The organism is Rhizobium oryzicola (assembly GCF_030504645.1).
Lineage (GTDB): Bacteria > Pseudomonadota > Alphaproteobacteria > Rhizobiales > Rhizobiaceae > Neorhizobium > Neorhizobium oryzicola.
The window spans coordinates 109,691-134,193 of the sequence record NZ_JAUKWQ010000001.1 but is presented as its reverse complement, the minus strand read 5'-3'; the positions used below and the strand labels follow the sequence as shown (position 1 = coordinate 134,193).

27 protein-coding genes and 1 other RNA gene are annotated in these 24,503 nt (G+C 60.2%); 15 read left to right on the top strand and 13 right to left on the bottom strand.

Features of this window, described 5'->3' with window-relative positions; translation table 11 throughout:
• The first annotated feature begins 246 nt into the window (after positions 1-246).
• Positions 247-720: a YbaK/EbsC family protein gene (locus Q2T52_RS00635; protein WP_302074754.1), complete on the top strand. Its 474-nt coding sequence runs from the start codon at positions 247-249 to the stop codon at positions 718-720.
• Here the strand turns inward: Q2T52_RS00635 and Q2T52_RS00630 are convergent.
• Positions 714-1,070: a hypothetical protein gene (locus tag Q2T52_RS00630; RefSeq protein ID WP_302074753.1), complete on the bottom strand. Its 357-nt coding sequence runs from the start codon at positions 1,068-1,070 to the stop codon at positions 714-716. The genes Q2T52_RS00635 and Q2T52_RS00630 overlap by 7 nt on opposite strands.
• A 142-nt stretch (positions 1,071-1,212) precedes the next feature.
• Positions 1,213-1,452 (bottom strand): hypothetical protein, encoded by a 240-nt coding sequence (locus tag Q2T52_RS00625; protein ID WP_302074752.1) that lies wholly within the window; start codon positions 1,450-1,452, stop codon positions 1,213-1,215.
• Between the two features lie 470 nt (positions 1,453-1,922).
• Between Q2T52_RS00625 and Q2T52_RS00620 the strand changes: the two genes are divergently transcribed.
• The 3 genes from Q2T52_RS00620 (at position 1,923) to dnaJ (ending at position 7,678) form a co-directional block, all read left to right on the top strand.
• Positions 1,923-4,301, top strand: coding sequence for a transglycosylase domain-containing protein (locus tag Q2T52_RS00620; protein WP_302074751.1), 2,379 nt, complete (start codon positions 1,923-1,925; stop codon positions 4,299-4,301).
• 256 nt (positions 4,302-4,557) lie between these two features.
• Positions 4,558-6,462, top strand: coding sequence for a molecular chaperone DnaK (dnaK, locus tag Q2T52_RS00615; RefSeq protein ID WP_302074750.1), 1,905 nt, complete (start codon positions 4,558-4,560; stop codon positions 6,460-6,462).
• A 79-nt stretch (positions 6,463-6,541) separates the two neighbouring features.
• Positions 6,542-7,678, top strand: a complete 1,137-nt coding sequence (gene dnaJ, locus Q2T52_RS00610) for a molecular chaperone DnaJ (protein ID WP_302074749.1) — start codon at positions 6,542-6,544, stop codon at positions 7,676-7,678.
• A gap of 213 nt (positions 7,679-7,891) precedes the next feature.
• Here the strand turns inward: dnaJ and Q2T52_RS00605 are convergent, their stop codons facing one another.
• From Q2T52_RS00605 to Q2T52_RS00595, 3 genes are all read right to left on the bottom strand, one after another.
• Positions 7,892-8,887 carry a carbon-nitrogen hydrolase family protein gene (locus tag Q2T52_RS00605; protein WP_302074748.1) on the bottom strand — a complete coding sequence of 332 codons (996 nt, stop codon included), beginning with the start codon at positions 8,885-8,887 and terminating at the stop codon, positions 7,892-7,894.
• A 200-nt stretch (positions 8,888-9,087) separates the two neighbouring features.
• Positions 9,088-9,675: a LysE family translocator gene (locus tag Q2T52_RS00600; protein WP_302074747.1), complete on the bottom strand. Its 588-nt coding sequence runs from the start codon at positions 9,673-9,675 to the stop codon at positions 9,088-9,090.
• A 97-nt stretch (positions 9,676-9,772) separates the two neighbouring features.
• Positions 9,773-10,129 (bottom strand): putative antibiotic biosynthesis monooxygenase, encoded by a 357-nt coding sequence (locus Q2T52_RS00595; RefSeq protein WP_302074746.1) that lies wholly within the window; start codon positions 10,127-10,129, stop codon positions 9,773-9,775.
• An 83-nt stretch (positions 10,130-10,212) separates the two neighbouring features.
• On the opposite strand from Q2T52_RS00595, the gene Q2T52_RS00590 reads away from it, so the two are divergent.
• Positions 10,213-10,803, top strand: a complete 591-nt coding sequence (locus Q2T52_RS00590) for a TetR/AcrR family transcriptional regulator (protein ID WP_302074745.1) — start codon at positions 10,213-10,215, stop codon at positions 10,801-10,803.
• A gap of 9 nt (positions 10,804-10,812) precedes the next feature.
• On the opposite strand, the gene Q2T52_RS00585 is transcribed toward Q2T52_RS00590, so the two are convergent.
• Both Q2T52_RS00585 and Q2T52_RS00580 read right to left on the bottom strand, forming a co-directional pair.
• On the bottom strand, positions 10,813-11,019 hold the full coding sequence (locus Q2T52_RS00585; RefSeq protein WP_302074744.1) for a SlyX family protein: 207 nt from the start codon (positions 11,017-11,019) through the stop codon (positions 10,813-10,815).
• Between the two features lie 53 nt (positions 11,020-11,072).
• Entirely contained in the window at positions 11,073-11,357 is a 285-nt protein-coding gene (locus Q2T52_RS00580) for a hypothetical protein (protein ID WP_302074743.1), read from the bottom strand.
• A gap of 168 nt (positions 11,358-11,525) precedes the next feature.
• Between Q2T52_RS00580 and recF the strand changes: the two genes are divergently transcribed.
• Genes recF through Q2T52_RS00565 form a run of 3 tightly spaced genes read left to right on the top strand, consistent with a single transcriptional unit; the run spans position 11,526 to position 13,922 of the window.
• Positions 11,526-12,647: a DNA replication/repair protein RecF gene (recF, locus tag Q2T52_RS00575; protein WP_302074742.1), complete on the top strand. Its 1,122-nt coding sequence runs from the start codon at positions 11,526-11,528 to the stop codon at positions 12,645-12,647.
• Positions 12,648-12,684: 37 nt separating this feature from the next.
• Positions 12,685-13,452, top strand: a complete 768-nt coding sequence (locus tag Q2T52_RS00570) for a molybdopterin-synthase adenylyltransferase MoeB (protein ID WP_302074741.1) — start codon at positions 12,685-12,687, stop codon at positions 13,450-13,452.
• Positions 13,449-13,922 (top strand): GNAT family N-acetyltransferase, encoded by a 474-nt coding sequence (locus Q2T52_RS00565; RefSeq protein WP_302074740.1) that lies wholly within the window; start codon positions 13,449-13,451, stop codon positions 13,920-13,922. Before Q2T52_RS00570 ends, Q2T52_RS00565 begins: the two co-directional genes overlap by 4 nt.
• Here Q2T52_RS00565 and Q2T52_RS00560 read toward each other — a convergent pair whose 3' ends face one another.
• Positions 13,923-14,423: a DUF3833 family protein gene (locus Q2T52_RS00560; protein WP_302074739.1), complete on the bottom strand. Its 501-nt coding sequence runs from the start codon at positions 14,421-14,423 to the stop codon at positions 13,923-13,925.
• A 77-nt stretch (positions 14,424-14,500) separates the two neighbouring features.
• Complete coding sequence (locus Q2T52_RS00555) at positions 14,501-15,505, bottom strand: 2-hydroxyacid dehydrogenase (RefSeq protein WP_302074738.1); 1,005 nt, start codon at positions 15,503-15,505, stop codon at positions 14,501-14,503.
• A gap of 226 nt (positions 15,506-15,731) precedes the next feature.
• On the opposite strand from Q2T52_RS00555, the gene Q2T52_RS00550 reads away from it, so the two are divergent.
• On the top strand, positions 15,732-16,274 hold the full coding sequence (locus Q2T52_RS00550) for an SH3 domain-containing protein (RefSeq protein WP_302074737.1): 543 nt from the start codon (positions 15,732-15,734) through the stop codon (positions 16,272-16,274).
• Here the strand turns inward: Q2T52_RS00550 and Q2T52_RS00545 are convergent.
• A complete protein-coding gene (locus tag Q2T52_RS00545) occupies positions 16,267-17,259 on the bottom strand; it encodes an adenosine kinase (RefSeq protein WP_302074736.1) in 993 nt (330 codons plus the stop codon). The genes Q2T52_RS00550 and Q2T52_RS00545 overlap by 8 nt on opposite strands.
• A gap of 265 nt (positions 17,260-17,524) precedes the next feature.
• Here Q2T52_RS00545 and Q2T52_RS00540 point away from each other — a divergent pair, with 265 nt between their 5' ends.
• Complete coding sequence (locus Q2T52_RS00540) at positions 17,525-18,400, top strand: undecaprenyl-diphosphate phosphatase (protein ID WP_302074735.1); 876 nt, start codon at positions 17,525-17,527, stop codon at positions 18,398-18,400.
• Between the two features lie 88 nt (positions 18,401-18,488).
• Complete coding sequence (locus Q2T52_RS00535) at positions 18,489-19,436, top strand: AEC family transporter (protein ID WP_302074734.1); 948 nt, start codon at positions 18,489-18,491, stop codon at positions 19,434-19,436.
• A 69-nt stretch (positions 19,437-19,505) separates the two neighbouring features.
• On the opposite strand, the gene Q2T52_RS00530 is transcribed toward Q2T52_RS00535, so the two are convergent.
• Complete coding sequence (locus Q2T52_RS00530; protein ID WP_302074733.1) at positions 19,506-20,078, bottom strand: c-type cytochrome; 573 nt, start codon at positions 20,076-20,078, stop codon at positions 19,506-19,508.
• Between the two features lie 166 nt (positions 20,079-20,244).
• Between Q2T52_RS00530 and Q2T52_RS00525 the strand changes: the two genes are divergently transcribed.
• From Q2T52_RS00525 to Q2T52_RS00515, 3 genes are all read left to right on the top strand, one after another.
• Complete coding sequence (locus Q2T52_RS00525) at positions 20,245-21,000, top strand: 3-deoxy-manno-octulosonate cytidylyltransferase (protein WP_302074732.1); 756 nt, start codon at positions 20,245-20,247, stop codon at positions 20,998-21,000.
• Between the two features lie 14 nt (positions 21,001-21,014).
• On the top strand, positions 21,015-21,878 hold the full coding sequence (locus tag Q2T52_RS00520) for a prephenate dehydratase (RefSeq protein ID WP_302074731.1): 864 nt from the start codon (positions 21,015-21,017) through the stop codon (positions 21,876-21,878).
• Positions 21,879-21,951: 73 nt separating this feature from the next.
• The gene (locus Q2T52_RS00515; RefSeq protein ID WP_302074730.1) at positions 21,952-22,878 is read left to right on the top strand and encodes a DMT family transporter; all 927 of its coding nucleotides are present in this window, start codon (positions 21,952-21,954) and stop codon (positions 22,876-22,878) included.
• Here Q2T52_RS00515 and nudC read toward each other — a convergent pair.
• Positions 22,870-23,832, bottom strand: coding sequence for an NAD(+) diphosphatase (nudC, locus tag Q2T52_RS00510; protein WP_302074729.1), 963 nt, complete (start codon positions 23,830-23,832; stop codon positions 22,870-22,872). The two genes, Q2T52_RS00515 and nudC, sit on opposite strands and share 9 nt — an antisense overlap.
• A gap of 4 nt (positions 23,833-23,836) precedes the next feature.
• Positions 23,837-24,241: an HIT family protein gene (locus Q2T52_RS00505; protein ID WP_302074728.1), complete on the bottom strand. Its 405-nt coding sequence runs from the start codon at positions 24,239-24,241 to the stop codon at positions 23,837-23,839.
• Between the two features lie 87 nt (positions 24,242-24,328).
• Between Q2T52_RS00505 and ffs the strand changes: the two genes are divergently transcribed.
• Positions 24,329-24,425, top strand: an RNA gene (gene ffs / locus Q2T52_RS00500) — signal recognition particle sRNA small type.
• The last annotated feature ends 78 nt before the right edge of the window (positions 24,426-24,503 follow it).

The window sequence follows — 24,503 nt, the reverse complement described above, 5'->3', positions numbered from 1 at the left end:
GCCCAAAACGGAAGAAACCCGGCGCGGGAGGAGGTGCGCCGGGTTTCTAAAACTGACTGACAACTGGGAGGAGGAGGTGTTGTCAGTCCCCTCGACGAACACTGGGAGGAGGAGTGCGTCCGTCGATGGTTGGAATATACGCCATCAAAGCTTAAAAAACAGTCTCTTTATCGCACTGCAGCAATGCAATTTTCGCATGGCTTTGGTGATCTTGCTGATTCTCTGCCGCATAGATAGGCTCACTGTATGAGCCTCGAATCAGTTCAAGCCTTCTTCGCAGCACATGCGCCGGACATCGATGTGATCGTCACGGACAAAAGTTCCGCAACGGTTGCCATGGCGGCAGAAGCCCATAGCGTGGTACCGGATCAGATCGCCAAAACCATCTGCCTGCGTGCGGGTGAAGAGGTGATCCTGCTTGTTGCGTCGGGCATGAGCCGCCTCGACAATCGCAAATTCCGCGACCGGTTTGGCTTCAAGCCGCGCATGCTGCAGGGAGAGGAAGTGGTCGAGCAGACCAGCCATCCTATCGGTGGCGTGTGTCCCTTCGGCCTCGCAAAGCCGCTCACCATTTATTGCGACGTGTCCATCCGGGCCTACGCAGAAGTTGTTCCGGCAGCCGGTGCTACCAATTCTGCTGTTCGGATTTCGCCGGAAAGGCTGGCGCAGTTGACCGGCGCCAGCTGGGTCGATGTCTGTCAGACACCAACAGATCAGTAATAGCGACGGTACCAGGCTTCCTTCTGCTCGGCCTGGGCAGATGCCACCACATAACCGATGGCAAAGCCGATGGCACCAATCAGCGTCATGAGCGTGGTTGCCGTTGCGGGATGCTCTCGGATCACGCCGGCGACGGATGTGGCCTCTTCCTGCACATAGGTAGCAGCCTGACTGGCAGTGCGCGAAACGTTGTCGTAAGCCTCACCACCGAACCTAGACAGACTTTCACGGATGCTGGCAATTTCTGCCCGCAGGGCTGAAATTTCTGCCTTAACCGCATCTTCCGCTTGGCCCGCGGCCATCTCGGCGTGCGAACCTGCCGACCTGAAGTTTCCTACCGGCTCTACCATCTCAGTCTCCTGGCTATTGAGGGTGTTCAAGAGCCCGGTCAACTGCCAAGTCCAATTTTGGTTCCAAGAAATGAATGCCGGGCTATGGCAGATGCCACCAGCCGATTGACTTGATATGAGACTAATGGATGCGAGGGGAGCGTCAGATATTGTCGGCCAAAGCCGTCGCGAGATGCGCAAGCGCCTCACGTTCGCTCATACCTTTTTGCAATGAGTTGACGAGGATCAAGGCCAAGGCCTCGCCGTCGGGACTATCCTTGTCGATATTGTATCGTGCACATGCCTCATCAAAGACCTGTTGCAGCAGAGACAACTGGTGAGGATGCACAGGGCGTCTGACCACCTGCGTTCGCATTACAACCTCCATCGGAGCAGCCTCCATGCTACATCCGCTTCATCGCACCAACCCCACCCCGGATGGCATCTTCACTCGAAAGCAAAGATCAGTTCAAACTGGACGATCATAGTCTAGTCCCAACAGTAGAGTTAACGGCCGGGGATTGGCAACTACTATTATTTACGGATGAATTAGAACAATCTAAACATCGCGGATTTCCTTGACAAACTGCAGTTTCAAGGTGACGAATCACACGCATTGGTAGAAATCCTAGCATCGACTGCCGCGGACTGTTACGGAATGAAAAGCTATATCCGCCTCCTTAAAGTATTCTTAACTTCCCCTTAAATCGCCGCATTTACAGTTCACGAGGTCCGTGGACGGGGCGGCAGGAGCAGGCAGCTTGATTGCGCCGCCTCATGGTCTTTTCCGTCTATCCAAACAGATATCCGGTCAGCGCGCGATGCGTGTAACCGGTCCGATGGGGCACAAGCTGGGGAGCGTGGCCGTAACCTATGGCATCAGGACATAAATCCGGAAAGCACAGGGTCGATCCGTCTTTCGGTGACGAGGACGAGGATGACGGCTTTCAGGTGGAAGCCGAGGAGCGGATCACGGGGCCTGCCAGCCGCAAAGCGCAACGCCGGACTGCAGAGCCGGAACCGCGCGAGGCGCGCGAACCACGGAGCCGACGCAAGCGGCGCGAAGCGCGTAGCAGCGGCGGTTTCTTCGGTTTCATCCGTTCGATGATCTACTGGTCGATCGTGCTGGGTATCTGGGTCGGCATCGGCATTGGCGGTCTGGTTCTTTACTATGGTGCACGCATGCCGAATGCCAGCACATGGTCCATCCCCGAGCGTCCGCCCAACGTGAAGATCACTGCGCTGGACGGCAGCCTGCTGGCGAACCGTGGTGCGACCGGCGGCGAGGCCTTGGCGCTAGAAGAGATGTCCCCCTACATTCCTCAAGCGGTCGTGGCCATTGAGGACAGGCGCTTCTATTCCCATTTCGGCATCGACCCATTGGGACTTGCCCGTGCCTTCGTCAACAACCTGACGGGCCGCAGCATCCAGGGCGGCTCGACGCTGACGCAGCAGCTTGCCAAGAACCTCTTCCTCTCACCGGACCGCACCTTCGAGCGCAAGGTTCAGGAGGTGCTTCTATCCCTATGGCTGGAGCGCAAGTTCACCAAGGACCAGATCCTCACCATGTATCTGAACCGGATGTTCTTCGGTTCGAATGCCTATGGTGTCGAAGCTGCCTCCCGCCGCTACTTCAACAAATCGGCCAAGGATGTGAACCTGCGGGAAGCGGCGATCCTTGCCGGTGTATTGAAGGCACCCACAAAGCTTTCCCCGGCGCGCGACGCGCAGGCGGCGGAAACGCGCGCGCAACTGGTGCTCGGCGCCATGCGGGAGTCCGGCTTCATCTCCGATCAGGAAGCCATGACAGCCATGTCGCAGCCGCCAACCAAGGCGCGCAGCTACTGGACCGGGGCGCAGCATTATGCGGCCGACATGGTGATGGACGAGGTGAAATCTCTGATCGGCGAAGTAAAGACGGATGTCACGGTACAGACGACGCTGGACCTGCGCCTGGAAAAGGAAGCAGAAAAAGCCCTCTTCGAGGTTTTGAAATCCGAGGGTGTCAAACAGAATGCCTCGCAGGCCGCTCTCGTCTCGGTCGATGCCACGGGCGCCATCCGCGCCGTCGTCGGCGGCAAGGATTATGCTGAGAGCCAGTTCAACCGCGCAGCCAAGGCGAAGCGCCAGCCGGGTTCGGCCTTCAAGCCGTTTGTCTATGCGGCAGCACTTGAGGCGGGCTACCGTCCGGATACGGTGCTGAACGATGGTCCCGTGAAGATCGGCAACTGGACCCCTGAGAACTTCGATCAGAAATATCGTGGGCCGGTGACACTAGCGACAGCGCTTGCCCATTCGCTGAACACGATTGCTGCCCAGCTCGTGATGCAGGTGGGGCCGAACAATGTGATCACGCTGGCGCATCGCCTCGGGATCGAATCGGACCTGCAGGCCAATGCCTCGATCGCGCTTGGCACATCGGAAGTTACGCTGGTGGAGCTGACGTCTGCCTATGCCGCCTTCATGAATGGCGGTTTCAAGGCAACACCGCATCTGGTGACCCGCATTACCGACGCCAATGGGAAGGTTCTCTACGACGCGGATTTCTCCAACCCGCCACGCGTGCTGAACGAAACCATCGTGGCGACCATGAACAACATGATGAGCCATGTGCTGACCGAGGGCACCGGCCGGGCGGCACGGCTGGCGGATTGGCAGGCGGCGGGCAAGAGCGGCACGACGCAATCCTTCCGCGATGCGCTGTTCGTCGGCTTTACCAGCACGCTGACCACGGGCGTGTGGTTCGGTAATGATGACGGCACCTCGATGAAGAAGGTGACCGGCGGCGGCCTGCCCGCCAAGGCCTGGAAGAATTATATGACGGCCGCGCTGAAGGGCTACAAGCCGACGCCGCTCTACGGGGTGGGCCTGCCCGTCGCACCGCCCCCAGCAAACGATCCGGCACTGCTTTCACAGCAACCGGCACAACCGCAGCCACAGCAACAGCTTGGTGGACCGGGGCAGTTGTTGTCCGGCACGCAGCCGGCGCGTGACCCGCGCAGCTATCCAGCGGCGCCGACGCCTGCTGAAGAGAGCGCTGCCGTTGCTGAAGAAGGCGGATATATCGCGCCACCGTCCCAAATACCTGCGAGAGACTACCGCGATTATCGCACCTATCGCGGCCCGACGGATGCACCGATCCCACCCGGAGACGTGGGGGGTGGACCGGTTCCGCCAGCCGATGTGGGCGGCGGTTCGCAGCGTGGCCACTCCAAGCAGACCACCCTTCTTGATCTCATCATGGGTCAATAGAAAAGCAGGCATCCAAGGCCTTTGGCGTTTAAAGCTGGGACATGCCCTACCAAAGGTGGCGCGCCCCTCTTAAAAGACGGCGTCAAAGGCTTATTTTTGCTGACAGTCGGGCTCTTTCTCGCCTTGCAGTCAGAAAAACCCGTCCTTATATACCCGGCATAACAGCAGCCGATGCTGCGAATCCATTCCAGTCAAGGAACTGTCAGTGGAATGCCTTCAAGGGGTTCCGACAGTTCGCTTCAAGGAGAGAGAAGACATGGCAAAAGTAATTGGCATTGACCTTGGCACAACCAACTCCTGCGTCGCAGTCATGGACGGCAAGGACTCCAAGGTGATCGAAAACGCAGAAGGTGCGCGCACGACGCCTTCTATGGTGGCATTTTCGGACGATGGCGAGCGCCTTGTGGGCCAGCCGGCCAAGCGCCAGGCCGTCACCAACCCGACCAACACGCTGTTTGCCGTCAAGCGCCTGATTGGCCGCCGCTTCGATGACCCGACTGTCGCGAAGGACAAGGGCCTCGTGCCTTATCACATCGTCAAGGGCGACAATGGCGACGCCTGGGTCGAAGCCCAGAACAAGAATTATTCTCCCGCCCAGATCTCGGCCATGATCCTTCAGAAGATGAAGGAAACGGCTGAAGCCTATCTCGGCGAGAAGGTCGAAAAGGCCGTCATCACCGTTCCTGCCTACTTCAACGACGCGCAGCGCCAGGCCACCAAGGATGCAGGCCGCATTGCAGGTCTTGAAGTTATGCGCATCATCAACGAGCCGACGGCTGCCGCGCTCGCCTACGGCCTCGACAAGAAGGACGGCAAGACGATCGCCGTTTATGACCTTGGCGGCGGTACCTTCGATATCTCGGTTCTCGAAATCGGCGACGGCGTCTTCGAAGTGAAGTCCACCAATGGTGACACCTTCCTCGGCGGTGAAGACTTCGACATGCGTCTGGTCGAATACCTCGCAGCCGAGTTCAAGAAGGATAACGGCATCGACCTGAAGACCGACAAGCTGGCTCTGCAGCGCCTCAAGGAAGCTGCCGAAAAGGCAAAGATCGAGCTGTCTTCGTCGCAGCAGACGGAAATCAACCTGCCCTTCATCACGGCAGACGCTTCCGGCCCGAAGCACCTGACGCTGAAGCTGACCCGTGCCAAGTTCGAAAGCCTGGTCGACGATCTCGTCCAGCGCACCGTTGCGCCGTGCAAGGCAGCGCTCAAGGATGCCGGCGTGACAGCCGCTGAAATCGATGAAGTCGTTCTGGTCGGCGGCATGAGCCGCATGCCTAAGGTGCAGGAAGTCGTCAAGCAGCTGTTCGGCAAGGAGCCGCACAAGGGTGTGAACCCGGATGAAGTGGTCGCCATGGGTGCAGCCATCCAGGCCGGTGTTCTGCAGGGCGACGTCAAGGACGTTCTTCTGCTCGACGTGACCCCGCTGTCGCTCGGCATCGAAACGCTCGGCGGCGTCTTCACCCGTCTGATCGATCGCAACACGACGATCCCGACCAAGAAGAGCCAGGTCTTCTCGACCGCTGAAGACAATCAGCAGGCCGTGACGATCCGCGTCAGCCAAGGTGAACGTGAAATGGCTGCCGACAACAAGCTGCTCGGCCAGTTTGATCTCGTCGGCCTGCCGCCGTCGCCGCGTGGCGTTCCGCAGATCGAAGTGACCTTCGACATCGACGCGAACGGCATCGTGCAGGTGTCCGCGAAGGACAAGGGCACGGGCAAGGAACAGCAGATCCGCATCCAGGCTTCTGGTGGTCTGTCCGACGCTGACATCGAAAAGATGGTGAAGGACGCAGAGTCTCATGCCGAGGAAGACAAGAAGCGCCGTGCAACTGTTGAAGCCAAGAACCAGGCCGAAAGCCTCGTTCATTCCACGGAGAAGTCTCTGAAGGAATATGGCGACAAGGTTTCCGAAGCCGACCGCAAGGCGATCGAAGACGCCATTGCCAACCTGAAGACGGCCATCGAAGCTTCCGAGCCGAACGGTGACGACATCCAGGCCAAGACGCAGGTGCTGATGGAAGCGTCCATGAAGCTTGGCCAGGCCATCTATGAAGCCCAGCAGGCTGAAGGCGGCGCATCCGCCGGCGGCAAGCATGAGGATGGCGTTGTCGATGCCGACTATGAGGAAATCAAGGACGACAAGAAGTCGGCCTGACGGTAGTCTGAAGTTGTAATCGCGTACAAGTATCCGGCTGCCTCGTGCAGCCGGAACCCTTTCGGGAGCCGTTACCTCCATGGCAAAAGCTGATTTTTACGAAACCCTGGGTGTCGGCAGGACCGCTGACGAGAAGGAGCTGAAAAGCGCCTTCCGTAAGCTCGCGATGCAATATCACCCCGACAAGAACCCGGGTGACGCGGAAGCCGAAAAGAAGTTCAAGGAAATCAACGAGGCCTACGAGACGCTGAAGGACCCGCAGAAGCGGGCAGCCTATGACCGTTACGGCCACGCAGCCTTTGAGCAGGGCGGCATGGGCGGCGGCGGTTTCGGCGGCGGCGGTGGTTTCGCGGCGGGCGGCTTCTCCGACATTTTCGAAGACATCTTTGGCGAGATGATGGGCGGCGGCCGTGCCCGTCGCTCTGCCGGTGGCCGCGAACGCGGCGCCGATCTTCGCTACAATATGGAAATCACGCTGGAAGAGGCGTTCGCCGGCAAGACGGCGCAGATCCGCGTTCCAACCGCGATCACCTGCGATGTCTGCTCCGGCTCCGGTGCCAAGCCCGGCACGCAACCAAAGACCTGCGGCACCTGCCACGGTTCAGGCCGTGTGCGCGCCAGCCAGGGCTTCTTCTCGGTCGAGCGCACCTGTCCGACCTGCCACGGTCGGGGCCAGACGATCAGCGATCCCTGCACAAAGTGCCACGGCCAGGGCCGTGTGACGGAAGAGCGGGCGCTTTCGGTCAACATTCCATCGGGCATTGAGGATGGCACCCGCATTCGCCTGCAGGGCGAAGGCGAGGCCGGCGCACGCGGTGGCCCGGCGGGCGATCTCTACATCTTCCTGTCGGTCAAGCCGCATGAGTTCTTCCAGCGCGATGGCGCCGATCTCTACTGCACCGTGCCGATTTCCATGACGACGGCAGCGCTCGGGGGCACCTTCGATGTGGCAACGCTTGATGGCACCAAGTCGCGTGTTTCCGTGCCTGAGGGTACGCAGCCCGGCAAGCAGTTCCGCCTGAAGGGTAAGGGCATGCCGGTGCTGCGCTCATCGCAGACGGGTGATCTTTACATCCAGATCCAGATCGAGACGCCGCAGAAGCTGACCAAGCGCCAGCGCGAACTGCTGCAGGAATTCGAGGAGATCTCGTCCAAGGAAAACAATCCGGAATCGACGGGTTTCTTCGCCCGCATGAAGGAATTTTTTGAGGGGTGAGCTGCGACGGCGTAGCCGGCAAAACGTGCCAGTGGCACGTTTTGAGCAGCGAACGCCCTGAGCCAAAGTGAAGGGCCGGGGCGTAGCCAGGAGCGACTGAGCCCAAAGCGAAGGGCCGGGATATGCTACCAATCGAGCCTCGGGTGCAGCAAACGCCCGAGGCTTTTCCTTTGCACCTGTGCGGACGGAAAACCACCGCCGCACGGCAGGCTCCTAAAACGCCAGTCGATCGTCGCTGCGGATATCACCCTCCACCTGATAGGGCCGATATAGACCGAGACGCGCCTGACGCCGCCAGGGGCGCGCCAATTCGTCACCATTGAGCTCAATGTCAGCAACGGCGATGGAGGGGGTCTCCGGCAGGTTGCACCGTGCCGCCCAGCCTCCTTCAGGCCTGGCTATTCCCGACAAGGCGGCCTCACCCTTGGCCAAGGTTGCGAAGCTTACCCAATACCGATTGCTGGCGGCATGGCCCTGAGCTTCAATGGCAAAAGCGGCATCGCTTTCCACGGTGCCTCCTGTGGTGGAAAACAGCACGCAATCCACATCCATCTGCTCATACTCCCTGAAGATCTCGGGGAAATTGACCTCCATGCCAAGAGACAGCCCGAAACGGACGGCATCAACCTCGAATGTGATCGGCACCGTTCCCGGCGAGTACATGAACGAGATCTTGGTATTCGACAGCATGCGCTCGTCGTACCGTGTCACCAATTCGCCGCTGTCGGAAATGACATAGAGGCAGTTGTAGGGGCGATGTGTCCCACTCAGCTGATGCACCGCCCCAAGCACGGTCCAGAGCTCCAGCTCACGCGCCAGTAGTCGGACCGCATTCAACTCCTCCCGCTGCACCGCCCATTCGAAGCGGCTCCAGTCCGAGGGGCCAATCGGATGGCGACCGGTCGAAGACATGATGCGCTTGTTGGGAGAGCATGTGGCACCCTCAGGCAAATGGAGGAGGCGTGCCCCCGCCTGTTTTGATGCCTGCATCAGCCGCCGGATCTCCACGCCTGCCGCGCGCAGTTGCGAGATATCACGGGGATCGTCATAGGTCGTTGTTTGCGCCACAGCGAGCCGCAGCGACCTGACGGGCCGTGCCAGATCGACGGGTTCGCTCTTGCGGATGTGGCTGAGTGCCGTGGTGTAGGATTCGCCCGTTTTTGCCGCACGGGCGCGGACGCGGCGCTTGAAGTTGGCATTCCTTGTCATGATCAGGCCTCTCGCGTTGCGGACGCATTCCCCAGCAATTCATCCGTAACGGTCGGACCAAGACAAATGGCTCGAGAACCTATTCCCTTTGCCTCCGCTAAGGGACCATGCTGGGGAAGGTCCGGGGAGGTTTGGCGTGAGCCGCGCGGAAGGCATGATGCAAAGGCGGTGCCGATTCGTCAATCAGGGATACCGGGGCCTTACGCCAATCCCTTGAGACTTGCCCCCGCCAAGATCATCACGAACACAAAGAGGCCTGCGGCAGCGGCGCGGCTGATCACCGCCGGGCTCGCCCGCTTCAGCATGCCCTTGCTCAGAAGCGTGCCGAAAGCGATCCATCCGTTGGCAGCGGCAAGCACCAGGGCCGAGAAGAGGCTAAGCCAGGGCAGCAAGGCTGCCAGCCCCTGATGCGGCATGATCACCAGCCCGATAATCAGCGCCTTCGGATTGAGGCAGGTGGTGACCAGCACCGAACGGGCATCCACTGCTCTGGCCTCCCCCGCGCCGGATTTGAACGACCAGAGTTTCACCGCGAGATAGAGGACCCAAAGGCCGGCAAGGAGCTTGGTCCAGAGCGCAAGCTGCGGCCACTCTTCGAAAAGCGAAGCTGCCAAGGTTGCGACCGGAATGATGACTAAAAGATAGCCGCAAAGCTCTGCACCGATCAGCGGTGCGGCCCGGCGCCAACTGCGTTGATAGCCCGCCAGTGCCATCAGCGTATTGGTTGGGCCGGGCGTTGCCAGCAGAAGCAGGATCGAGAGCGTGAATTCGAGCAAGACTGAAGCCACCTGAAAAACCTGAAGCTGCCGGTTTATAGACCGGCAACACGAAAGGGGGTCTTGATCAATATCAAAGGTGGCTTTCGCGGCTTGCCGGCTCCAGCCGTTACGGAATGCGGCGGCGCGGCACCACCAGCCAGTGTAGGTAACGCAGGATGAGGGGCGTCACCACGAACATGATGGCCGAGACCATGATCGGCGTGATCAGCAGCGTGCGATGCCAGGTTGCCCACCCCTCTGTCAGCGGAACGAGGATATAAAGCAGCCCAGTGATGACAGGGTAGACGAAGAGCATCAGCACCAGGGCAAGCCGCAGTCGATGCGGCGCAGGCGGCGGGGGTGGTACGGGATGCAGATGCACATGATGCGCATGAGAATGGGGATGGTTATGCGCATGCGCGTGTTCCGCACCGGCAGCATGGGCTGCCCGGTCGGTTGTGGCTTTGCTACGGGGGTCCTGCATCCCTTGCTCCATATGAAACGGACCGTTTCGTTTTATATGGAGTTCATATTTGGCTCAAGAGGTTTTCATGCTACGAGGATGCCATGACCGAGACATCGCGCAGAACCTCGATTGGCGCGCAGCGCAACCTGCAGAGCCGTGATGCCATACTGGATGCAGCAACTGCCATCATCACGGAAGCGGGGCTTGCCGGCTTTTCCATTGAGGCTGTGGCGCGACGGGCGCGTGCAGGCAAACCGACAATCTATCGCTGGTGGCCTTCGAAAGGCGCGCTTCTGCTCGCAATTTACGAACTCCAGAAGCCTGATTTGCGAATGCCGGATACGGGTAAACTGGAAGAGGATATCTTTCTGTTCCTGAAGGGGCTCATCAACCACTGGCGCAACTCGCCCGCTGGTGCGATCTACAGGTCGATCGTCGCGGAGGCCCAGTCCAACCCGGACTCAGCACTGGCGATCGGAAACTACATGACCGATCGCTATGAATGGATCGGTGCGATCCTGAAACACCACCAGCAGCGCGGGGACTTGGCGGATTGGATCGACACGGATATCGCGGGCGAACAAATAGCAAGTTTTGCCGTTGCGCGGCTGATTATGGACCGGCTTGAAAGGCCTGATGAAGATCTGCGCCAGGCGGCACGGCAATTTGCAAAGGGCCTGCGGACGCAGTAGCAAAGGCTCTCAATAATGCGGCGGCTTGGTAATCGCTGGTGCTTCCAGCGAAGCCTCCTCAAGGGATAGAAATCGCTCGGTCAGGCGGTCAAGCTTGGTGCGGGTCTGCTCAAGCACTTTCCACTGTTCGGCCAACTGTTCAGACAGCTCATCGATCGTCTTGGCCTGATAGGCGACGGTTTCTTCCAGTTGGGTGATGCGATCAGTGTCAGACATGGCTTGGCTCTACCTGAACTCGAAGAGGAGCGGAAGAGCCAATTCTCTCGGCTCTACCGCTCTCTCTTGCGTTTATAGGGCATCAGCATGACAGCCGATGCGGTGACGCAGGCACCAAATGTCAGCGCCAGCGGCATGGCCATCATGGCGAAGGAAAGCGTGGGGGTGGCAGAACGCTCAAGCCTTGTGCCGATCTCACCGAGGTCAAAGTAGACGAGCGCGAAAGCGACCAGCGAGCCCAGAGCCATTCCAAAACCGGCATTTAAACCCAGAAATCGCAGCATCTCCCAATGGTCGCTGCGGGCCTCTTCCGGTGTCAGTTCCGTTTCATCACGCATCCGGGTTCTCCTGACCCTTGAGGACATTTAGCGCACCCTAACATGGATCACATGACGATGTTCCTGTGACTGCACGTCATTCGTCATTCTCTTCAACAAAACGCCTGCCACTTGCCTTGAGCATCACATGCTATTAGCTGCTGCCGCAACAGGACGATGCAAGACCCGATGCCGCACAAGACCTCCCTATCGACGCTGAAGCTGACGGACTTCCGCAATTATGCGGGCGTATCGCTGGCGCTCGATGATCGGCATGTGGTGCTGACCGGCGACAATGGTTCCGGCAAGACCAACCTGCTGGAGGCGATTTCCTTCCTCTCTCCGGGCCGCGGGCTTCGCCGTGCTGTGCTTTCCGACGTCACCCGCGTCGGTGCGTCGGGCGGATTTTCCGTCTTTGCGGATGTGGACGGGCGCGAGGGCGAGGTGGCGATCGGCACCGGCATCGATGCCGATGGCGAAACGGTCGCGCGGCGCCTGAGGCTCAACGGAACGCCGGTGAAATCCGTCGAGGAACTGACGGATCATTTGAGCGTGCTGTGGCTGACGCCGGCCATGGACGGGCTCTTTACCGGCGGCTCCTCTGACCGCCGACGCTTCCTCGACCGGCTGGTGCTATCGCTCGATCCGGCGCATGGCCGGCGCGCAGCCGATTATGAGCGCGCCATGCGCAGCCGCAACCGGCTTCTCTCCGAAGGCCGTTTCGACCCGGCCTGGCTGACAGGCATCGAGGTGCAGATGGCAGAGCTTGGCATTGCCATGGCAGCAGCCCGGCGTGAAATGCTGGATCTTCTGACCGCGCTCGTTGCCCGCAGCGCCGCAACACCCTTCCCCTCGCCCGATCTAAGCCTCACCGGTTTCCTCGATGATGAGGCGGCGCGCCCATTTGCCGAACTCGAAGAGGTGTTTCTCGCAGAGTTGCGCGACGGGCGTTACCGCGATGCCGCCGCAGGCCGCACGCTGACTGGCCCGCACCGCGTGGACCTTATGGTCCGTCATCGGGAAAAAAACATGGAAGCCGATCGCTGCTCGACCGGCGAGCAGAAGGCGCTACTCGTTGGCCTTATCCTTGCCCATGCGCGGCTGACGGCTGATATGACCGGCCATGCGCCGGTGCTGCTGCTGGACGAGATTGCCGCGCATCTGGATGAAGGTAGGCGCGCCGCACTCTTCGATCTCGTGCATGATCTCGGAGGCCAGGCTTTTATGACCGGCACGGACCGCGCCATGTTTTCCGCGCTGGGTGAGCGAGCGCAATTCTTCACAGTTCATCAGGGACATGTCTCGAAATAAATGATTGCACACCGTCTGGCCGTGCTAGGATATCGCCATGGAACCGCTCTCATCTGACGAAATCGAACGCTACAAGCGCCACATTCTGCTGCCCGAAATCGGCGGCACTGGCCAACAGAAGTTGAAGGCGGCGCGCGTACTTGTCATCGGCGCCGGTGGTCTTGGCGCGCCGGTGCTTCTCTATCTTGCCGCCGCCGGCGTGGGCACGATCGGCCTCGTGGATGACGACCGGGTGTCGCTCTCCAACCTGCAAAGGCAGGTGATCCATGATTCCGGCACGCTGAACGAATTGAAGACGCAAAGTGCGGCGGATGCCATTGCAGCACTCAATCCGCATGTGCGGGTAATCCGCTTCGAGGAGAGGTTCGACGAGGCTTTCGCGGCCAACCATCTCGGCCGGTTCGACCTGCTGATCGATGGCTCGGACAATTTCGACACGCGCTATGCGGCGGCTGATGCGGCAGAAGCGGCAAAGGTGCCGCTCGTGACGGGCGCGGTCGGCCGTTTCGATGGTACGCTGACGGTGTTGAAACCCTATGAAAGCGGAGCAGACGGCACGCCAAACCCCACCTACCGCGATCTCTTCCCGGTTCGTCCCCCGGAAGGGCTGCTGCCCAATTGCGCCGAAACCGGCGTGGTCGGCGCACTGACTGGTGTGATCGGCACGCTGATGGCGATGGAAGTGATCAAGGTCATCACAGGTGTCGGTGAACCCCTGGTCGGCCGCCTGCTGCTCTACAACGCGCTTTCTGCCCGCTTCGACACCATCCATTACGCCAAACGCAAGAAGACGTCTGCCGCATGATCCGCATCATTCCCTTGCCCGCCGATTTTCAGGATTGGACAGGCCTGCTCTCACTGGTGATGGAATCCTTTGCCTACATGGATGGCGTCATCGATCCGCCCTCCTCAGCGCACCGTCTGACACCGCAGTCGCTGGCGCAGAAGGCCGTTGATGAAACCTGCTTCCTCGCCGTGGATGATGGGACCATCCTGGGATGCGTGTTCTGCAAGGTGGAACAGCCGGATTGTCTCTACATCGGTAAACTTGCCGTCGCACCATCAGCGCAAGGCCAGGGCCTCGGGAGACAATTGGTGGCCGCAGCCGAGGATCATGCGAGGGCCTTGGGACTCACTCGGCTTCGCCTGGAAACGCGGATCGAATTGACCAGAAACCATGCTGCCTTTGGTCGCCTTGGATTCGCCAAGACTTCAGAGAACCGCCATGCTGGCTTTGACCGCACCACCTCGATCGAGATGCAGAAAGCGCTCTAGTCAACGGCGAAACAGCACTTTGGTGCGGGCGACCGGAAACAGGTATTTGGTCACCAGCGCCGTGTTCAACACGGTGCCATCGCTGCGCAGTTCCATCTTGTCATAGAAGCGCACCTTGTTGGGCTTTGTGGGCGTTCCCAGGTTCACGAGGTAGTTGAAGCGCGCGACATTACCGTCAACGACAACCTGCGTTTCACCAATTACGTCCTCGCGGGTGCCGCTATAGCGGCCTTCTGACGTCTTGCGGAAGCGCCAGGTCTTGGTGTCGCGTTCGCCATCCGAGAAATGGAAATCTTCCCGAAGCGTCAGCGTTTTGCCATCCCATCGACCCGTCAGGTTGACGGTGAAGTCGCGGCTGACGCCGTTGATGGCGCCGAAGCTGCCTTCCGCCTTCGTCTTCCCGAGAAAGTATTTCTCCAGAACAAGATCCGCAGCGTCCGCCGTTCCCGTTACCGTCAGCATTGCCAGCCCCATCGCGATCGAGAATAGACCCTTTGCCATGGTCATCTCCTTTCGTTTTGAAGGCTTCTACGCGCGCAGTTAGAAACTGGATTTCTCAGGTGCTAAGAGGAAGGCTGTTACAGCCTCCCGGGAAGCACGCGGTTCGGCGGACGATGACCATCGAAGAAGGTGCGAATATTGATGATGACCTTCTCGCCCATGTCGATGCGGCCCTCGATGGTGGCAGACCCCATATGCGGCAAAAGCACCGCCTTGCCCTCCTGTGCCAGCTTCAACAGCTTCGGATTGACGACCGGCTCGTTGGAGAACACGTCCAGGCCCGCACCGGCAATCTTGTGGTCCTTGAGGAGCTGGATCAGCGCCGCCTCATCGATGATGTCGCCACGCGCCGTGTTGACGATGATGCTGCTGGGCTGCATGAGCGCGAGCCGCCGCGCCGACAAGAGATGGAAGGTCGCCGGCGTGGCGGGGCAGTTGACTGAAACGATGTCGACACGGGCCAGCATCTGGTCAAGGCTATCCCAATAGGTTGCCTCCAGCTCCTCCTCGGTCGCGGGATTGACGCGCTTGCGATTGTGATAATGGATCGACAGGCCAAACGCCTTGGCGCGACGGGCGACCGCCGTTCCGATCCGCCCCATGCCGACGATACCGATGCGCTTGCCGCTGATGCGGTGACCCAGCATCCAGGTGGGCGACCAGCCGGACCAGGCGCCTGGCTTTTCCGTCAGCACGCGCGAACCTTCGATCAGCCGGCGCAGCACCGCAAAGATTAGCACCATGGTCATGTCGGCGGTGTCTTCCGTCAGCACATTCGGCGTGTTGGTGACGGTGATTCCCTTCTTAGCGGCGGCGTCCACGTCGATATGGTCTACGCCGTTCGAGAAGCTGGCGATCAGTTTCAGTTGCGGTCCGGCGGACTCGATCAGCGCCGAATCAATACGGTCGGTCACGGTGGGCACGAGGACCTCTGCCGTTGTGACCGCGCGCAGCAGTTCGTCAGCGCTGCGGGGCGTGTCATCGATATTCAGTTCCGCATCGAAAAGCTCACGCATGCGGGTTTCCACCGCATCGGGCAGCTTCCGGGTAATGTAGACCTTGGGCTTCTTCCTGGGTGTCATGGCGTCCTTCGACGAACCGTTCAGAGGTCGTTAACCAAGTTGGGCGACACTTGCTCAATCAGGCAATTTCTAACAGACCCGTCGGCGAAGACAAACGAAACCTCTTGCAAAACCTCTGGGCAAAACCTCTGGCAACACCCAAGCGGTCTTTCGAAGAGGTCGTCCCTGCCGGTCGACCGTCGGGACGTGCTGGCAGCTGTGCCTGAAGACCACCGAGAGACTGTTCATGCGCCTAAACTTTTCCGTTCTCCGTCTGGCTGTTGTAGCCTCCCTGCTCAGCGCCGCCGTCGCCTCACCGACCGCTTACGCTCAAGGCGCAGGCAAAGGTGCCAGTGGGTTGCCACTTCCCCGCTTCGTGAGCCTTAAATCCAAGCGCGTGAACATTCGCATCGGGCCAAGCGCGGATTACGCCGTCTCGTGGATGTATACCCGCCTAGGTTTGCCGATGGAGGTGATCCAGGAATACGAAAACTGGCGCCGCGTGCGCGATGCCGAAGGCACCGAAGGCTGGGTCAACCAGGCGCTTCTTTCCGGTGACCGCACCGCGCTGGCCGCCCCGTGGATGCGGGAAAAGGGCAAGGACGTCTATGTGAACCTGCGCAAGGAGCCGCAAAGCTCCGCGCAGATCATCGCGAAGCTGGAACCCGGCGTCATCATGCATATCCGCCAGTGCAATGGCGACTGGTGCCAAGCCAAGACCGAAGGTGTGGAAGGCTGGGTCAACCAGGGTGAGATCTGGGGCGCCTATCCGGGCGAGGCCTTTAAATAAGGCCTCTTTCCGTAGCAGCCTGCTTCAGCGAGGTCATCGGGCGCGGACCGAACTGCTGGATGACGATACCGGCCGCCAGGCAGCCGAGATCGCCGCAGGTCTTGAGATCCTTGCCGTTTGTGTAACCGAACAAGAAACCGGCGGCGAAAAGGTCACCGGCACCGGTCGTATCGAGAACCGTTTCCACCGGGATGGCATCGACCTTCACACGCTCACTCCCCCGAACCATCACGGCGCCTTCTTCACTCAGCGTCACGCAGGCGAGCTTGCAATCAGCCGCGATGTTCTTGAGTGCCAGTTCGAAATCCTCGGTCTCGTACAGAGACAGCGCTTCCTGCTTGTTGGCGAAGACGATATCGACTGTGCCTGAACGCATGAGATCCAGGAACTCGTCGCGATAGCGGCCGACACAGAAGGGGTCGGAGAGCGTCATGGAAACTTCGCGACCGTTGGCATGGGCGATGCGGGCGCTCTCGCGAATGGCTTCCTTGGCGCGCGGCGGATCCCACAGATAGCCTTCAAAATAGGTCACCTTCGCCTGCGCCACGACCTCTTCTTCCACATGCTCGGGCCCCAGATCCACGCAGGCGCCGAGGAAGGTGTTCATGGAGCGCTCGCCATCCGGCGTGACGAAAATCATCGAACGGGCGGTCGGCGGAAAGGTGCCTTCCGGCGTTGTCTGGTAATGAACGCCGAGCGCACGGATATCGTGGCTGAAAATTTCGCCCAGCTGGTCCTCGGCCACTTTGCCGAAATAGGCAGCGCGGCCGCCGAAGCTTGCGACACCCGCTGCCGTATTGCCGGCGCTGCCGCCGGAAGCTTCATGGGCCGGACCCATCAGCGAATAGAGAAGCTCGGCCCGTTCTGCATCGATGAGGTTCATGGCCCCCTTGATGATACCATTTTCGGTGAGGAAACGATCTTCGCAGCGCGAAATGATATCCACGATCGCATTACCGATCGTCAGAACGTCGAACTTGCTCATGCAGGCTTCAATCTCCGGGATGTCTGGACAGTTTCCTATTATCGCTTTCAAAGTTGAAGGAAAGGAAAAACCGGTTATCCGCTCGAGAAAATGGCTTGTTGAGAGACAGGAAAAATTCATCCACATGCAGTGGCGCAAAGCTATCATGCTGAACGGATAAACAACGGCACCAGTCTTCGTTCCGCCATGATCGCGCATTGAAACGGCACGGGGATACCGCGGGATCATACTCGCCGGAAAATGCCAGCACAGGAGAGACGGGGACATGACAGATGCAGCATGCGTGACGGGCTCGGCAACGGGTTTCGTCGATTTGAGTTTCGGGCAGACGGCGTTCCTCGGCATCCTGCAGGGCATCACTGAACTGGTACCAGTTTCTTCGAGTGCGCATATGCGCGTGGTACCAGCCTTCCTCGGCTGGCCGGACCCGGGTGCCGCCTTTTCCGCCGCCATGCAGATGGCAGCGCTGGTGGGCGTGATCAGCTATTTCTGGAAGGATATCTTCGGCCTGCTGACCGGCTCAGTCACCGCCATCCGCAAGCGCGACTTCGAAGCTTTCAGCTTCCAGCTGGTGCTGTGGATCATTATTGCCACCATCCCGATCGTGCTGGCCGGCCTCGCCCTTTCCCACAGCCTCAACAGCTGCGGCTCCCCCTTGCGCAGCATTTGGGCGGTCGGCATTTCGTGCATCGTCATGGGCTGCCTTCTGGCCGCAACCGAAGTTCTGGCAAAGCACCGGCGCAACATGCCGAGCGTGCGCCCGCTCGATCTGCTGCTGGTGGGCCTGGCCCAGGTGGGCGCACTGATCCCCGGCGTGTCCCGTTCGGGCTCCACCATCACTGCAGCGCTGGCGCTCGGCTTCAAGCGCGAGGAAGCGGCACGCATCTCCTTCCTGCTTGGCCTACCGGCGATCCTGCTGGCGGGCTTGAAGGAAGTCTGGGAACTGCACAAGCTTTCCCTCGACGGACATGGCTGGGCCATCCTCGCGGTCGGCCTGATCGCCGGCGGCATTTCGTCTTTGATCGCCATCTGGGGCCTGATGCGGTTCCTCGAACGTTTCTCCACCTGGCCTTTCGTCATCTACCGCATTCTGCTCGGCATCGTGCTGATTGGTGCTGCCGCCATGGGCATCGTGACCTGATCCGAAAAATCAACGGGAACAAGGACATCCTGTTTGAGATGACCGGCAGAATGGGCTAGTGAAGTAAAGCTTCAGAAAGTCCTGCCTCATGTCCGCCGTCTTCACCAATGTCGCTCCCGTTTTCCTGCTCATCCTGATCGGCTGGGTACTGGCGAAGACAGGCCTCCTGCGAGAGGTGACCGGGGACGCGTTGGGCGAGTTCGTCTACAAGGTGGCGCTTCCCACCCTGATCTTCAGGACATTATCCGAAGCCCATTTTCACGGCGCCTCGCCTTTTCGGCTCTGGGTCGCCTATTTCGGCGGCGTGACGGTGACCTGGACGATAGGCCACCTGATGGCCACACATCTTTTCAAGCGCGATGCCAAAATCGGTGTCGTCTCGGGAATGTCCGGCGCCTTCGCCAACAATGTCTTCATCGGCCTTCCGCTGGTCGGCCGCTCCATTGGCGATGATGGTCTGGTGGCGCTCTCGATCCTGCTTGCCGTGCACTTACCGATGATGATGATTGCCGGGACGATCCTGATGGAACACGCGACAGCCAAGGTCGACGGCGCAGGTGGTCTCGGCATTGCCGCCGTTCTGCGACAGGTCGGTGCCAATCTCGCCCGCAATCCGCTGGTGATCGCGCTGGCGCTGGGGACCGCGTTCAATTTGTCAGGCATCGGCGCCATGCCTGTGGTGTTGAAGAGCGTTATCGATCAGATCGCGGCTGTGACCTCGGCAGCGGCCTTGATTTCACTTGGCATGACGCTGCGCAAATACCCGATAAAGGGCAATTTGGCGCTGGCCGCAGCCATGGCAGTCCTGAAGCTCATGCTGCTTCCAGCCTGCGTGTTTGCTCTCGCGCATCTGCTGGGGCTTTCGAAACCCTGGACGGCAGCGATGGTGCTGACCTCTTCCGTCCCGACAGGCATCAATGCCTGGATCATTGCCACCCGTTTCGGCTCCGGCCAGAGCATTGCGGCGTCCGTCATCACCATGACGACCATGCTGGGGGTGGTTACGGTTACCTTCTGGGCCTGGGCCCTTAGCTAAAATTATGTAGAGGGCAGATACTAAAAAGCCCGACTCGAGCCGGGCTTTCGTTTGATCGTTCCAACCTGATCAGTTGGTTGGCGCCGGAGCGGCCGGATCCGGAAGCGGCACCGGCGTGTCAGCAAGCGAGCGCAGATAGGCGATGACGTTGGCGCGCTCATCATCCTTCTTCAGACCGGCAAAGCCCATAGCGGTGCCGGAAATGTAAGCCTTGGGACCGGCCAGGAAGTGGTTCAGGTGTTCATAATCCCACTTTACGCTGCCGCCCTTGGAGAAATCCTTGATGGCACCGGAATAGCTGAAGCCTTCATGCGATGCGATCGGACGAGACACCACGCCCCACAGGTTCGGACCGACCTTGTTGGGACCACCCTTCTCGCCGCTGTGACAGCTCGTGCACTTCTTGAACGCCGCTTCGCCGGCTGCAACATCGGCCTTGGCCAGAAGCTGGGCAATCGGAACGGCGGCTGGTGCCGCAGCAGCTGCACCGCCAGCAGCGGGCGCTTCCTCGGCAACGATGGCGAAGCCCGGCTTCTCCGGGGTCTTGGAATGAAATAGGCCTTCCGAGGCAATTGACACAGACATCATGACGAAGACCGTGCCGAGCAGGGCCCCCGCAGCCATGTTCACGTAAGAGTTCATCCGAAAAAAGCTCCTTCCCCACCTGCAGGAATCAAAGGTGTCCCACCTTGAAATCTTGAGGAAGCTATGTCTTTTGCCCCCCTGGTGCAACCTGAATCACGCATGCCCCCCTGAGACGTTTTGACATCCTCGGGCGCGCATCGAAAACGTGACGGAGACGGCTGACATGCCGAATTTGGCTTTTGATAAGACACTCGTGCTCATTCCCGCACGCATCGCTTCCACCCGCCTCCCCGGCAAGCCGCTGGCGGATATTCACGGCCTGCCGATGATCGTTCAGGTTGCAAAACGTGCCCAGGAAGCCGAGGTCGGCCGCGTCATCGTGGCTGTGGATGATCAGGACGTCTTCGATGCCGTGCAAAAAGCGGGCTTCGAGGTCATCATGACCGGCCAGCACCACCAGTCCGGCTCGGACCGCATCTTCGAAGCCGTACAGCTCGCCGATCCGCAGGCGCGCGCCGAATTCATCGTCAATGTTCAGGGCGATCTGCCCACCATCGAACGCGAGGCTGTGCGGGCTTCGTTGAAGCCCATGGAGAACCCGGCTGTCGATATCGCAACCCTGACGGTGGAGATCACCGAGGAAGAAGACAAGTTCAAGCCGCATATCGTGAAGGTGGTCGGCTCCCCTATTTCCGAGAGCCGCCTGCGTGCACTCTATTTCACTCGCGCTACAGCTCCCTATGGCGATGGCCCGCTCTACCATCACATCGGCCTCTATACCTATCGCCGCACGGCCCTTGAGCGTTTCGTTTCGCTCGGACCATCCGTGCTGGAAATGCGCGAGAAGCTGGAGCAGCTGCGGGCGCTGGAAGCGGGCATGCGGATCGACGTGGAGATCGTTGACTCGGTGCCGCTCGGCGTCGATACTCCCGAAGACCTCGAAAAGGCCCGCGCGATCCTCGCCGGCCGCCCCCTCTGAACGGACAAAAATTGATGGTTTCGCAAACCAACCGCATCGCCTTCCAGGGCGATTTTGGCGCCAATTCCGACATGGCCAGCCGCGACATGTTCCCGGCCATGGAACCCCTGCCCTGCCCCACCTTCGAGGATGCCTTTACGGCTCTCGAAAGCGGCGAAGCGGATCTGGCGATGATCCCGATCGAGAATACGCTGGCCGGTCGCGTGGCCGACATCCATCACCTGCTGCCGGAATCACGCCTTCACATCATCGGCGAATATTTCATGCCGATCCGCTTCCAGCTGATGGTGCTGCCTGGTGTTAAGCGCGACGAGATCCGCACCGTGCATAGCCACATCCACGCGCTTGGCCAGTGCCGTAAGATCATCCGCTCGAATGGCTGGAAGGGCGTTGTGGCCGGCGACACCGCAGGCGCCGCGAAGCTGGTGCAGGAACGCGGTGACCGCTCCATGGCGGCGCTCGCGCCACGTCTTGCCGCCAGCCTCTACGGGCTCGATATCCTGCAGGAGAATGTCGAGGATTCCGAAAATAACGTCACGCGCTTCGTTGTGCTGTCCCGCGATGAAAAGTGGGCGAAGCGCAAGACAGATCAGGACGTGATCGTCACCACCTTCGTCTTCAACGTGCGCAACATTCCGGCAGCGCTTTACAAGGCGCTCGGCGGCTTCGCGACGAACGGCATCAACATGACGAAGCTCGAAAGCTACCAGCTGGGCGGCAAGTTCGTGGCGACGCAGTTCTACGCGGATATCGAGGGCCATCCCGACGATGCACCGGTACGGCGTGCGCTGGAAGAACTGCGCTTCTTCTCGGAGAAGGTCCGCATCCTCGGTGTCTATCCCGGCCACCCGATGCGCGGGTCGCTGAACGGCGGCTGAGTGTCGGGGCTAAAGCTACGGCACCGGGCATTGTGATCTATTGTCCTGTTAGTGCAGGAGATAAGGAGCCCGCATGCTCGTCGGTATTCTGGCCGGGCTGTTCACCGGTGCGCTCTGGGGGCTGACGTTCGTGGCGGCACCGCTTGCCGCCCCTTTCAGCATGTGGGACCTGACAATTGCCCGCTATGGCATTTTCGGGCTCACTTGTCTTGTTCTGATGCTGCATCCGCGCTTTCGCCTGCAGCCGGATCTTGGTGCAAAACGAATACTGATGGGCATGGGCCTCGGGCTCATCGGTTATGTCGGCTACTTCCTGACAGCTTCGCAGGCGGTGCTGTGGGCTGGCCCTATCATTCCGCCGCTGATCATCGGCACTATGCCGGTCGTGCTGCCCGCGATTGCCAATATATTGGACAAAACCATGCAATGGCGGCGCCTTGCCATGCCCCTTGTCATGATTGCGCTCGGCATCCTCGTCGTGAATGTGGAACTGGTGACGAGGCTTGACGTCCAGGGCCAGCGCATGACGCTGGCGGGCGCAGGCTGCGCAGTGGCTGCGCTGCTGGTGTGGGTGGGTTACGGCATCATCAATGCCAATGTGATGCGTTCACCGAACCGGCCGAGCAATCTGGACTGGACGAACCTGCATGGGTTTGGCGCGGCACTCGGCTCCCTCACACTGCTGCCGCTCGCCTCAGAACATTTCACCACGGCGCCGACCGAGATGCAGATCCGGTTCTGGGGCATCGCTCTCATCCTCGGCATGGCAGCTTCCTGGGCCGCCACCTGGTTCTGGAGCCTGGCTTCCCACCGTCTGCCGCTCGCCTTGACGGCGCAGCTTATCGTGGCGGAAACCCTGTTCGGGTTGATCTTCGGGCTTATGCTCAACGAGCGCTGGCCGACGCCCTATGAGACGATCGGCTGCTGCCTGCAGATCGTTGGTGTATCGCTCGCCGTGCGGGCCTTCACCCGCAAGCCGGCGCCCTCGCCATCAACGTGACCACTCCACCCAGTCGCGCATCAGACGGTGGGCGATGGCCCCGCGCGGCGGCGCCGACGGCCCCTGCGCGCCGGGATCCGCCTCTAGCATGGCGGCAACCTCCTGCCGCGTGAACCAGCGGCAGTCCTCCAGCTCCTGCTCGTCACGGGAAATCTCGGTCGACAGCGCCTCGGCATAGCAGCCGATCATCAGCGAATGCGGCATTGGCCAGGGCTGTGACGCATGGTAGCGCACGCGGCCCGTGCGGATGCCAGATTCCTCCAGTGTTTCGCGGCGCACCGCATCTTCGATCGTCTCGCCCGGCTCCACAAAACCGGCGAGCGTGGAATACATCCCCGGCGCGAAATGCGGCCCCCGCCCCAAGAGCACCAGATCGCGCTTCACATCGACCGTCAGCATGATCACGACAGGGTCGGTGCGGGGAAAGAGCATATGCTCACACGCCGTACAGACCCGCTTGTAGCCGCCAAGCCGGCTGACGGTCGGCGCACCGCACTTGCCACAGAAACGGTTGGCATCGTTCCAGTTCATCAGGCTGAGTGCCTGCGCCATCTCGCCCAGCGTCTCCTCGTCCACCAATGCGAAGCGAAATGCGGAGCGGGCATCGGTGGCCTGGAAGGGGGCAGACACATCATCGGGCTCGATACGGGCGGGTACGGCCAGGCGAGGTGAACCATCGGCGCGATGCCCCAAGAGGATCGTATCCTCCCAAAGCGGCTGGAACTGGTCCGCCTCGGACCTCAGAAATACCGGCCGCAAGCTTGCACCTTCGTTTTTGAGGATAAGCTTGCCCTTGGCGAAGATGAGAAGTGCGGCTTTCTCAGCGGCGAGCGCCGAGGAGAGGCTCTCTTCCGTGCGATGTTCGGCATCGCGGTTCAAACGGTTTCCGGCAAAGGCGGTGAGGCGACTTGCTTCCGGATGGGGAGCGGAGGTCTCGAACAGATCAACAGTCATGGAATCATAGAGCCTGCATCAGAGAGCGGAGAAAAGTCTGCTTGACGGTTTCGTCATACGCTACGGCGGAACCATAGCCCCAGATCGGCCCAGGCCAGTTGGGATCGCCTTCATTGCGGGCCACCACATGCACATGCAACTGGCTGACCACATTGCCCAAGGCGCCGACATTGATCTTCCGGGCGCCCGTGACTGTCTTCAACGCCTCTGCGACGAGGTTGGTCTCGAAGGTCAGCATGGCCTGATCGAGCGGCGCGAGTTCGAAGATCTCCGTCTTGTCCGGCCGCTGTGGCACCAGCATCAGCCAGGGCCAACGGCTGTCTTTCAGCAGGCGCAGCTGACAGAGCCCAAGGATCGTGAACAGCTCGGAATCCTTTTCCAGCCGGGCATCCAATGCAAATTCGCTCAAGGTTTCCTCCTTGTTTTTCAAAACTGCTAGCAGTTTTTTTGGGGCTTGGCTTGCATTTGCTGCGGGAAACGAACATATGTCCCCTCGGGAGGTTGGTGGTGGACGAGCCACTCGCCAACCGGGTCAGGTCCGGAAGGAAGCAGCCCTAACGAGCCCGGCACGGGTCGCCGTGCCAGCCTCCCACCTCGTTATTCACTGATCATCATCCAGGTCAGCTTCCGGTCGGCTTTCTCAAGGCTGGAATGGCCATGCAGGCTGGCGG